The organism is Ferrovibrio sp. GW821-FHT12E11 (assembly GCF_058806975.1).
In genome coordinates, this window is sequence record NZ_JBXAQG010000001.1 from 4,006,892 (window position 1) to 4,016,077 (window position 9,186).

The window sequence follows — 9,186 nt, forward strand, 5'->3', positions numbered from 1 at the left end:
ATTGTTAAACAGGGAGACGATATGAAAAAGGCTCTTTCGCTGCTCGCTGGCAGCCTGCTGCTTCTGGGCACCGCTGCTCAGGCGCAGGACTATCCGTCCAAGCCGATCACCATCGTGGTGCCGTTCGCTGCCGGTGGCCCGACTGATACGGTCGCCCGTCTTGTGGCCCAGTCGATGGGCACGACGCTGAAGCAGCAGGTCATCATCGAGAACGTTGGCGGCGCCGGCGGCACGCTGGGCGCCGGTCGCGTTGCCCGCGCCGCACCCGATGGCTACACGCTGCTGCTGCATCATATCGGCCACGCGACCAGCGCCTCGCTGTATCGCAAGCTGCCCTACGACACCATCACCGACTTCGAGCCGATCGGCCTGATCACCGACGTGCCGATGACCCTGGTGGCGAAGAAGGACCTGCCGCCGAAGGATATGAAGGAACTCATCGCCTACGTGCAGCAGAACAAGGACAAGGTGTCCTACGGCAATGCCGGTATCGGCGCGGCCTCGCATCTCTGCGGCCTGATGTTCATGAGCGCCATCAAGACCCAGATGACCACCGTTGCCTACAAGGGCACCGGCCCGGCCATGAACGACCTGCTGGGCGGCCAGATCGACCTGATGTGCGACCAGACCACCAACACCACCGGCCAGATCAAGGGCGAGAAGATCAAGGCCTATGCGGTCACCACCAAGACCCGCGTGCCGTCGCTGCCCAACCTGCCGACCATGGACGAGGCGGGCATCAAGGACTTCGACGTCTCGATCTGGCACGGCCTCTATGCACCGAAGGGCACGCCGAAGGCTGCAATCGACAAGCTGGTGCCGGCTCTCCAGGCCGCGCTGAAGGACACCAATGTCGTGACGCGTTTCCGTGAACTCGGCACCGAGCCGGTGGCACAGGATCGTGCAACGCCTGCGGCGCTCGGTCCGTACCTGAAGGCCGAGATCGCCAAGTGGGCGCCGGTGATTAAGGCGGCCGGCGAATACGCTGACTAAACGCAGTATATCTTTGGCGTAAAAGATGGGGCGTCCGGCCTTTTGCAGGCCGGGCGCCCCTTGTACAAAGTCTGCCCCATGGCCAAGGTGGCCGGGGGGCAGCCGGGGATACGGCGCAGGGGGAAAAATGTCCTTTATCCGCAATCCAAAAGACTTTTATTCCGGCCTACTGTTCATCCTGTTTGGCGTTGGCTTCATCTGGCTGGCCCGGGATTACGGTTTCGGTACGGCCCGCCGCATGGGACCGGCATTCTTCCCGATCGTGCTGGCGGCCATTCTGGTCATCATTGGCATTGTGATCGGTGTGCGCGGCATCGCCGTTTCTGAAGAGCCGCCGCGCGGCTTCACCTTCAAGGGCCTGCTGCTGGTCATTGTTTCCACGCTGCTGTTCGCGGTGTTGGTCCGCAATGCCGGCGTTCCCGTCGCCACCGCGATCCTGGTCGCCGTCAGTGCTTTCGCCAGCCAGCGTTTCAAATGGATGCCGACCCTGGTGCTGGCGATCGGCATGGCCGTGTTCTGCGTCATTGTTTTCGTCTATGCCCTGGGGCTGCCGATGCCGGTCCGCGGGCCGTGGCTTGGCGGTTGAGGAGTTAAGTCATGGAACTGCTTTCCAACCTGATGATCGGCATCGAAGTTTCGATGACGCCGCTCAATCTGTTGTACTGCCTCGGCGGTGTGTTTGTCGGTACGCTGATCGGCGTGTTGCCGGGCCTTGGGCCGACGGCGACCATCGCCATGCTGCTGCCGGTGACCTTCGGCCTGCCGCCGGTTTCGGCGCTGATCATGCTCGCAGGCATCTATTACGGCGCCCAGTATGGTGGTTCCACCACAGCCATCCTGATCAACCTGCCGGGTGAGTCATCCTCGGTGGTGACGGCGCTGGATGGCTATCAGATGGCGCGGCAGGGCAGGGCCGGTCTTGCGCTCTCGACGGCTGCGCTCGGCTCGTTCTTCGCCGGTACGGTGGCGACCTTCCTGCTGGCGGTGTTCGCGCCGCCGCTGGCCGAGATCGCGTTGAAATTCGGCCCGGCCGAATACTTTTCGCTGATGGTGATGGGTCTGGTGGCGTCGGTTGTGCTGGCGCATGGGTCGCTGATCAAGGCGATCGCGATGATCTTGCTCGGCCTGCTGCTCGGCCTGGTCGGCACCGATGTGACCTCGGGCACGCCGCGCTTCACCTTCGATGTCCCGGAACTGGCCGACGGCATCAACTTCGTGATCGTCGCCATGGGCATGTTCGGCCTGGGCGAGATTATCCGCAATCTCGAGAGCGAAGAATCGCGCGACGTCTTCACCAAGAAGATCACCGGCCTGCTGCCGACCTGGGCGGATATCAAGACCATCATCCCGCCGGTGCTGCGTGGCACGGCGCTCGGCTCGGCGCTCGGCATTCTGCCGGGCGGCGGCGCCATGCTGGCATCGTTTGCGGCCTACTCGCTGGAAAAGAAGGTCTCGAAGAATTCGAAGAATTTCGGCAAGGGCGCCATCGAAGGCGTGGCCGCGCCGGAATCGGCGAACAACGCCGGCGCGCAGACCTCGTTTATTCCGATGCTGACGCTTGGCATTCCGTCCAATCCGGTGATGGCGCTGATGATCGGTGCCATGATCATCCAGGGCATCCAGCCCGGCCCGCAGGTGATGACCGAACAGCCGGCGCTGTTCTGGGGCATCATCGTTTCGATGTGGATCGGCAACTTCTTCCTGGTGGTGCTGAACCTGCCGATGATCGGTCTGTGGGTCCGCATGCTCACCGTGCCCTACCATCTGCTCTATCCGGCAATTCTGGTGTTCTGCGCCATCGGTGTGTTCTCGCTGAACAACTCCGATTTCGACGTCTACCTGATGGCCCTGTTCGGCCTGCTCGGGTATGTGCTGTCCAAGCTGGATTGCGAACCGGCGCCGCTGCTGCTCGGCTTCATTCTCGGCCCGATGATGGAGGAATACCTGCGGCGCGCCATGGTGCTGTCGCGCGGCGACCCGATGGTCTTCGTCGAGCGCCCGATCAGCGCCATCATGCTGGGCATGGCGGCCATCGGCCTGATCGTCGTGCTGCTGCCGACCATCCGCAAGAAGCGTGAGGAAGCCTTCACCGAGGAAGGCTGACCGGCCTCTCCCGGACGATCCTGCAACGCCGCCGGCTCTGCCGGCGGCGTTTTGCTTTTCCGCCCATTTTGCTTTGTGGCGGCAGCACCTATATCCTTGCTGTATGAGCACGGAAAACCGGACCCCGGTGAAATCCTCGACCCAGCAGGTCGAAGCCTTCCTGCGCCAGGTCGCCCTGAGCCCCAAACCGGCCCCCCAGGCCGATGGCCGCGGCCGGCTGGTCTTTGCCATGGATGCCACCGCCAGCCGGCGGGCGACCTGGGACGAAGCCCAGAGCATCCAGGCCGATATGTTCCGCACCACGGCTGCCCTCGGCGGCCTGGATATCCAGCTGGTGTTCTTCCGTGGCCATGGCGAATGCAAGGCGTCGCCCTGGGTCGGCGAGGCCAATGCAATGCTGCGGCTGATGCGGCAGGTCGAATGCGTTGGCGGCCATACCCAGATCGAGCGGGTGCTCAAGCACACCATCGGCGAAACCCGCGAACGCCGGGTCAATGCCCTGGTTTATGTCGGCGACTGCCTGGAAGAGGCCCATGACGATGTCGCACAGCGCGCCGGCGAGCTGGGCCTGCTGGGCGTGCCGATCTTCGCCTTCCAGGAAGGCGACGAGCCGCTGGCGCGCGCCTGTTTCCAGGATATGGCGAAGCTGACCCGCGGCGCCTATTGCGCCTTCGACAAGTCCAGCGCCGAGACCTTGCGGGCGCTGCTTACTGCCGTTGCCGTCTATGCCACCGGCGGTATGCGGGCCCTGGAAGATTACGGCCGTGGCGCCGGCGGGGATGTGCGGGCCCTGATCGGGCAGATGCGCTGACCATGGCCGCATGGTTTGCCATCGGTGTGGTGATCCTCGTCCTGCTGATGCTGGGCGCACGGGCCTTCGTCAATGCCGATCCGAAACTGCTGGCGCGCGGATTGAAGATCGGCGGCGCGGTGATCTGCGGCGGCCTGGCCATCTTTTTCCTCATCCGCGGCCGCATCGATGTGGCGATGATGTTGGGGGCCGGCGCAGCAGCCTCGCTGGGCTATCTGCCACGCGGCCTGATCCCGTTCAGCGGCCTGTTCCACGGCCGCGGCCTCGGATCCGGATGGCAGCGCGCGCGCACCGGCCATGAAGCGCCGCCGGACGGCATGGCCGGCAGCAGTGGCGGCCCGCAATCCAGCGTCGAGACCGCCTGGCTGCGGATGCACCTGGATCACGGCACCGGCCGCATGGATGGCGATGTGCTGCAGGGCCGCTATGCCGGCAGGCGGCTGTCCAGCCTGCGGTTCGAGGAGCTGATCCTGCTGCTGCGCGACTGCCGCGCTGCGGATAACCAGGGCGCGGCTTTGCTGGAATCCTATCTCGACCGCACGGTGGGCGAGGACTGGCGCGAGCGCGCCGCCAGCGGCGATCCGGGCGAGGCGGCAGATCCGATGTCCGGGGCCGCAAATGGCAGCACCATGACGCGTGAGCAGGCCTGGGATGTGCTGGGACTGAAGCCGGGTGCGCCGGAAGCCGATATCCGCGCCGCCCATCGCCGCCTGATGAAGAAATTCCATCCCGACCAGGGCGGCTCGACCTATCTGGCGGCGCAGATCAACCGCGCCAAGGACCTGCTGCTCGACGCTTGACGCGTCAGTTGCGCAGCAGCTGCAGGCGCCAGTCGGCGGGCAGTTCGATCAGCTGCACCTGGCCATTGGCCTTGCTGTAGCGGCATAGCAGCTGCGCCGAAACCTGCTTCATATGCGGCTGCGGCCACATGCCGGTCACCAGCATCAGCACTTCATCGTTGAAATCGGCGGGCTGGGCGCTGGCCTTGGCTTCCAGCAGGCCGCTGGCGGCCGTGCAGCGCTGTCCGGCCGTGACGAACAGCGCCTGCCAGGCCTCGGGCGTCGAGGCACGGGCCGGCAGGATAGCCAGCGTCAAGGCGACGAGAGGCAGCAGGCGAATCAGCATGGATGACATGCCGCAGCTTATGCCATGCATTGTGGCTTTTTTGGGAGATCCAGCCGGATTGCATCGGCACAATTCCACGATTCCGTTTTGCCGCGGCCTTGCTAGTGTCTGTGCAACACGAATGCAGAGCGGATCATGACTCCTGAAGAGATCGTCGGGCGGCAGCTCGATGCCTATAACGCGAAGGACATCGACGCCTTCATGGCCTGCTGGGCCGCAGACGCGCAGATTTTCGCCCATCCCGATACGCTGCTGGCCAGCGGTGCCGCCGCAATCCGGGCGCGCCATGAGGCGCGCTTCCGGGAACCGAACCTGTTCGGCAAGCTGATCGCGCGGATGGCGGTCGGCAGCACGGTCGTCGATCGCGAGGTCGTGACCCGCACATTTCCCGAAGGGCCGGGCCGGGTGGATGTGATCGCGATCTATGAACTGGCCGGGGAGACCATTGCCCGCGCCTGGTTCGTGATGGGCCAGCCGGTGCTGGATTGACGGAAAATGGTGCCGGATGAGGGGATTGAACCCCCGACCTTCGGTTTACAAAACCGCTGCTCTACCGCTGAGCTAATCCGGCATCTGGGCCTGCAGTGGGCCGTCCGGGCGCCTGTTTACGTGAGCTATCCGCACCCGGCAAGCATAGTCGGGCTGCAAGAATGTCAAAAAGGGTACTTGATAATCACTCGCAAGATCGCTAAAACCGTATCTGAGAATGATTTGCACAGCAGGATTGCGTGTGGCGATGGGCGAGTTCCTCAGGACCGGTATCCGAAGCAGTCAGGACACGAGTGATGGCCAGGGGCAAAGCGCCGCCGGGCAGGGGCAGGCCGTCCAGCCATGGCCGACCAGCGTCCAGGAGCTGACCGAGGGCGAGCGCCTGGTGCTCTGGGCCTTCCGCCGCTGGATCGCCGGCCCCGAACATCTGCCCATGCTGGCCCGCGAATTCGACCGTCAGTTCCGCCGTGTTGAGTCGCGTCCGGCGCTGGTCTCGCTCGACGCGGCGATGGCGGTGCTGACCCGCCATGCCCGTCGCACCATTGTGCATCATCAGGCCTGCTGTCCCTGCCTTGCGGCCGATGAGGTCTGCGTGCTGTCCATTGTTGCCGCCCTGCAGAACGATGCCGGTCGCGCTGCCCAGGCGATGGCTCCCTGGCTGGTGCGCGGCGAGGGCGTTGCCGCCTTCCTCGCGCCTTTGCAGGCGCTGGCCGATTGCCTCGCTGGCAGTGGCCACGACCTGCCTTACCGTACCCGCCCGCGCAGCCCCGTGCAGCATGATGCGATGCTGCAGCCGGTGCCGGCGTCGGCGCAGCGTCTGCACTGAAGGCGGAGGCTGTCATGTATATCTGTCTCTGCCATGGCTTCACCGACGGCGATGTGCGCAACGCGATTGCCGGCGGCTGCAAATCGGTCGCGTCGGTCTACCGCCATCTGGCCGACCGTCCGCAATGCGGCAAATGCGTGCCGGATGTGCGTGGCATGATCAACGCGCATAAGGGCACGCATCAGCATGGCGCCGCCTGCATGATGCCGGGCGCCGCCGTTGCCAGCCTGGAAGGTGCCGATTGAGCCAGGGCAGCACGCTGGAACTGGTGCTCTTCGCGCTGGCGAGTCTTGGCGTCGTGTTCTCGACTCTGGCTGTATTGCGCATGATGCGCAGTCGCGCGGTTATCGCGACTAAGTCGCACAGAAAATGAGTTAAGTCGCGGAAATCTTTGCGACTAACTCGTAATTTCACGCATTTTCCTTGAGGCTTTGAAACGGCGGGCGTAAGCCTCGTGCCAACCAGCGGCGCTAGTGAGTCGCTATTCCCGGCACAAGGAGTCCCGCCATGAAGGGCGACAAGAAAGTCCTGCAGCACCTCAACACCGTTCTGAAGAACGAGCTGACCGCCATCAACCAGTATTTCCTGCATGCACGCATGTGGAAGAGCTGGGGCTTCGAGCGGCTCGGCCATCATGAATACAAAGAGTCGATCGAGGAGATGAAGCACGCCGACAAGATCATCGAGCGTGTGCTGCTGCTGGAGGGCGTACCCAACCTGCAGGATCTCGGCAAGCTGAAGATCGGCGAGACGGTGCCCGAAGGTCTGAGCGCCAATCTCGATCTCGAGCGCAAGGGCCGCATCGACCTGGTCGCCGCCATGGCCCATTGCGAATCCGTGCAGGATTACATCAGCCGCGACATTCTCAAGGGCATCCTCAGCGATACCGAAGAGCATATCGATCATCTGGAGACCCAGCTCGATCTGATCGAGAAGGTTGGCGTGCAGAATTACCTGCAGTCGCAGATGGGCGACGGTTCGCCGTCGTAATCACGATTGCGCTGAAAAGAAAAAGGCCGGAGAAAACTCCGGCCTTTTTTTGTTGGTGCGCTGACCTGTGGCTTCAGCCGCGCACGCATTCGTAAAGCGCGACCGCTGCGGCAGCCGACACATTCAGGCTTTCCACCGCGCCGGTCATCGGCAGCTTCGCCAGGAAATCGCATTTCTCGCGGGTCAGGCGACGCAGGCCTTCGTCTTCCGCACCCAGCACCAGCGCCACGCGGCGGATGTCGGTCACGGCTTCCGCCAGCGTCTTGTCGGTTTCCATTTCCAGGCCGACGCGCCAGAAGCCGTAATCCGCCAGCAGGTCGAGCGCGCGCGACATATTGGTGACGCGGATCAGCGGCACGACTTCCAGACCGCCGGAGGCCGCCTTGGCCAGGGCGCCGGTCGCTTCCGGTGCATGGCGGTCGGTGACGATCACGGCACGGGCGCCGAAGGCCGCTGCCGAACGCAGGATGGCGCCGACATTGCGCGGATCGGTGACGTGATCGAGCAGCAGCACGATCTCGCGCGCGTCTTCGTCCAGCGGGTCTTTCAGCGATTCAACGCCACCGTCTTCCAGCGGATCGACCAGCACGGCAATGCCCTGGTGGACCGCGCCGGGCGGCAGCAGGCTGTCGAGGCGCACGCGGTCGATGATCTCCGGCTGATTGCCGGCGGGCAGGGCCTGTTGCAGGCTGTCCTGGGTCTCGCGCGTCAGCACCAGGCGGCGCACATAGCGCGCGTCATTCTCCAGCGCTGCGATGACCGCATGATGGCCGTAGAGCCAGACCGGCAGGTCGCCGCGGGTATGGCGGCGATCGAAGCTGCGCTGGTCGGGGCGGCGTTCGCCGGTGTCGCCGACATGACGGTCGGGTCCACGGCGGCCAGTCTCGCGATTCTGTTCGGGCGCGGGGCGGGGGCCGCGCGACTCCGGGCGGTCCGGGCGGCGCTCGGGGCGCGGTGCTTCGGGGCGGCGGCCCTGATTCTCTTCCCAGGGGCGGTACTCGCCCGGCTTCGAACGGCCGGTGACGGTTTTGCCGCCGGCTTTACCGCCAGCTTTGCCACCGGGGCCGGGTTTGCCCTTGAAGGGGCGATTCGCGCCGGCGGCGGCCTTGCCGGGACGGCTGTCCGGGCGGCTTTCGCTGCGTTCGCGGCCTTCGGGGGCACGGTTTCGGGGGCCGGAAGCGCCCTTGGAGGGGGCGCGTTTCGGGGCTCGGGTATCTGGCTTGCGTCTGGACATGGGGGCCTTTATAGTGCCGGCCGTCAGAAGCAACAACATTGCCGCCGAACCTCATTTTTGTTCGAGGGGAGGGGGCGATGACGGGGCTTTTGTCGCGTTTTTCCATTGACGGGCAGATATCCCTTCGGTAATCGAGGGGCCCGGTCGGAGGGGTGCCCGAGTGGCTAAAGGGGACGGACTGTAAATCCGTTGGCGTACGCCTACGCTGGTTCGAATCCAGCCCCCTCCACCATCTCCACGCCATCTGAAAGATGCATTGGCATCAATAGGTTGGTGGAAGTTTTTGGAAAGTGACGCGAAGCGGCGGGTGTAGCTCAGTGGTAGAGCCCCAGCCTTCCAAGCTGGTTGCGAGGGTTCGATTCCCTTCACCCGCTCCAGCTTAGTAGGGCGGACATGCCTTGGCATGGTCCGCTCGCGGCATTTGGGTTAGCGAACGGCGCCATCAGGGCGCGGCGCGAATCCGGGTGTCGCACCGTGAACGCAACAGGCGGGTCCGCAAGGGCCCGTCGGACACTGGTCGGATAACAGGAATAGAGCGATGGCCAAGGCAAAGTTTGAGCGTAACAAGCCGCACTGCAACATTGGTACGATTGGTCACGTTGACCATGGCAAGAC

General features: G+C 64.3%; 11 protein-coding genes and 3 tRNA genes. 11 read left to right on the forward strand and 3 right to left on the reverse strand.

Features of this window, described 5'->3' with window-relative positions; all coding sequences use genetic code 11:
- The first annotated feature begins 21 nt into the window (after positions 1 to 21).
- From AC1ROT_RS19975 to AC1ROT_RS19995, 5 genes are all read left to right on the forward strand, one after another.
- The gene (locus tag AC1ROT_RS19975; protein WP_493001112.1) at positions 22 to 993 is read left to right on the forward strand and encodes a tripartite tricarboxylate transporter substrate binding protein BugD; all 972 of its coding nucleotides are present in this window, start codon (positions 22 to 24) and stop codon (positions 991 to 993) included.
- Between the two features lie 127 nt (positions 994 to 1,120).
- Positions 1,121 to 1,579, forward strand: a complete 459-nt coding sequence (locus AC1ROT_RS19980) for a tripartite tricarboxylate transporter TctB family protein (RefSeq protein WP_492970782.1) — start codon at positions 1,121 to 1,123, stop codon at positions 1,577 to 1,579.
- Positions 1,580 to 1,590: 11 nt separating this feature from the next.
- Positions 1,591 to 3,096, forward strand: a complete 1,506-nt coding sequence (locus tag AC1ROT_RS19985; protein ID WP_492970781.1) for a tripartite tricarboxylate transporter permease — start codon at positions 1,591 to 1,593, stop codon at positions 3,094 to 3,096.
- Between the two features lie 103 nt (positions 3,097 to 3,199).
- On the forward strand, positions 3,200 to 3,907 hold the full coding sequence (locus AC1ROT_RS19990) for a VWA domain-containing protein (protein WP_492970780.1): 708 nt from the start codon (positions 3,200 to 3,202) through the stop codon (positions 3,905 to 3,907).
- A gap of 2 nt (positions 3,908 to 3,909) precedes the next feature.
- On the forward strand, positions 3,910 to 4,707 hold the full coding sequence (locus AC1ROT_RS19995; RefSeq protein WP_493001114.1) for a DnaJ domain-containing protein: 798 nt from the start codon (positions 3,910 to 3,912) through the stop codon (positions 4,705 to 4,707).
- A gap of 4 nt (positions 4,708 to 4,711) precedes the next feature.
- On the opposite strand, the gene AC1ROT_RS20000 is transcribed toward AC1ROT_RS19995, so the two are convergent.
- Positions 4,712 to 5,032, reverse strand: coding sequence for a hypothetical protein (locus AC1ROT_RS20000; RefSeq protein ID WP_493001116.1), 321 nt, complete (start codon positions 5,030 to 5,032; stop codon positions 4,712 to 4,714).
- Between the two features lie 135 nt (positions 5,033 to 5,167).
- Here AC1ROT_RS20000 and AC1ROT_RS20005 point away from each other — a divergent pair, with 135 nt between their 5' ends.
- The gene (locus tag AC1ROT_RS20005; protein WP_493001118.1) at positions 5,168 to 5,521 is read left to right on the forward strand and encodes a nuclear transport factor 2 family protein; all 354 of its coding nucleotides are present in this window, start codon (positions 5,168 to 5,170) and stop codon (positions 5,519 to 5,521) included.
- Between the two features lie 7 nt (positions 5,522 to 5,528).
- Here the strand turns inward: AC1ROT_RS20005 and AC1ROT_RS20010 are convergent.
- A tRNA-Thr gene (locus AC1ROT_RS20010) sits at positions 5,529 to 5,603 on the reverse strand.
- Positions 5,604 to 5,768: 165 nt separating this feature from the next.
- Between AC1ROT_RS20010 and AC1ROT_RS20015 the strand changes: the two genes are divergently transcribed.
- From AC1ROT_RS20015 to bfr, 3 genes are all read left to right on the forward strand, one after another.
- Positions 5,769 to 6,347: a hypothetical protein gene (locus AC1ROT_RS20015; RefSeq protein WP_493001119.1), complete on the forward strand. Its 579-nt coding sequence runs from the start codon at positions 5,769 to 5,771 to the stop codon at positions 6,345 to 6,347.
- Positions 6,348 to 6,361: 14 nt separating this feature from the next.
- Positions 6,362 to 6,592 (forward strand): (2Fe-2S)-binding protein, encoded by a 231-nt coding sequence (locus AC1ROT_RS20020; RefSeq protein ID WP_492970775.1) that lies wholly within the window; start codon positions 6,362 to 6,364, stop codon positions 6,590 to 6,592.
- Positions 6,593 to 6,854: 262 nt separating this feature from the next.
- Complete coding sequence (gene bfr, locus AC1ROT_RS20025) at positions 6,855 to 7,337, forward strand: bacterioferritin (protein ID WP_492970774.1); 483 nt, start codon at positions 6,855 to 6,857, stop codon at positions 7,335 to 7,337.
- A gap of 73 nt (positions 7,338 to 7,410) precedes the next feature.
- Here the strand turns inward: bfr and rlmB are convergent, their stop codons facing one another.
- Positions 7,411 to 8,571 carry a 23S rRNA (guanosine(2251)-2'-O)-methyltransferase RlmB gene (gene rlmB, locus AC1ROT_RS20030; protein WP_493001120.1) on the reverse strand — a complete coding sequence of 387 codons (1,161 nt, stop codon included), beginning with the start codon at positions 8,569 to 8,571 and terminating at the stop codon, positions 7,411 to 7,413.
- A gap of 146 nt (positions 8,572 to 8,717) precedes the next feature.
- On the opposite strand from rlmB, the gene AC1ROT_RS20035 reads away from it, so the two are divergent.
- Positions 8,718 to 8,803: transfer RNA gene (locus AC1ROT_RS20035), tRNA-Tyr, on the forward strand.
- Positions 8,804 to 8,874: 71 nt separating this feature from the next.
- Positions 8,875 to 8,948, forward strand: a tRNA-Gly gene (locus AC1ROT_RS20040).
- The last annotated feature ends 238 nt before the right edge of the window (positions 8,949 to 9,186 follow it).

Bases quoted from the DNA above. Each gene is read 5' to 3' on its own strand.
- rlmB (WP_493001120.1), bottom strand. From the start codon at position 8,571: ATGTCCAGACGCAAGCCAGATACCCGAGCCCCGAAACGCGCCCCCTCC.
- AC1ROT_RS20015 (WP_493001119.1), top strand. From the start codon at position 5,769: ATGGGCGAGTTCCTCAGGACCGGTATCCGAAGCAGTCAGGACACGAGT.
- AC1ROT_RS19975 (WP_493001112.1), top strand. From the start codon at position 22: ATGAAAAAGGCTCTTTCGCTGCTCGCTGGCAGCCTGCTGCTTCTGGGC.
- AC1ROT_RS20000 (WP_493001116.1), bottom strand. From the start codon at position 5,032: ATGCTGATTCGCCTGCTGCCTCTCGTCGCCTTGACGCTGGCTATCCTG.
- AC1ROT_RS19985 (WP_492970781.1), top strand. From the start codon at position 1,591: ATGGAACTGCTTTCCAACCTGATGATCGGCATCGAAGTTTCGATGACG.
- AC1ROT_RS19995 (WP_493001114.1), top strand. From the start codon at position 3,910: ATGGCCGCATGGTTTGCCATCGGTGTGGTGATCCTCGTCCTGCTGATG.
- AC1ROT_RS19990 (WP_492970780.1), top strand. From the start codon at position 3,200: ATGAGCACGGAAAACCGGACCCCGGTGAAATCCTCGACCCAGCAGGTC.
- AC1ROT_RS20020 (WP_492970775.1), top strand. From the start codon at position 6,362: ATGTATATCTGTCTCTGCCATGGCTTCACCGACGGCGATGTGCGCAAC.
- bfr (WP_492970774.1), top strand. From the start codon at position 6,855: ATGAAGGGCGACAAGAAAGTCCTGCAGCACCTCAACACCGTTCTGAAG.
- AC1ROT_RS19980 (WP_492970782.1), top strand. From the start codon at position 1,121: ATGTCCTTTATCCGCAATCCAAAAGACTTTTATTCCGGCCTACTGTTC.
- AC1ROT_RS20005 (WP_493001118.1), top strand. From the start codon at position 5,168: ATGACTCCTGAAGAGATCGTCGGGCGGCAGCTCGATGCCTATAACGCG.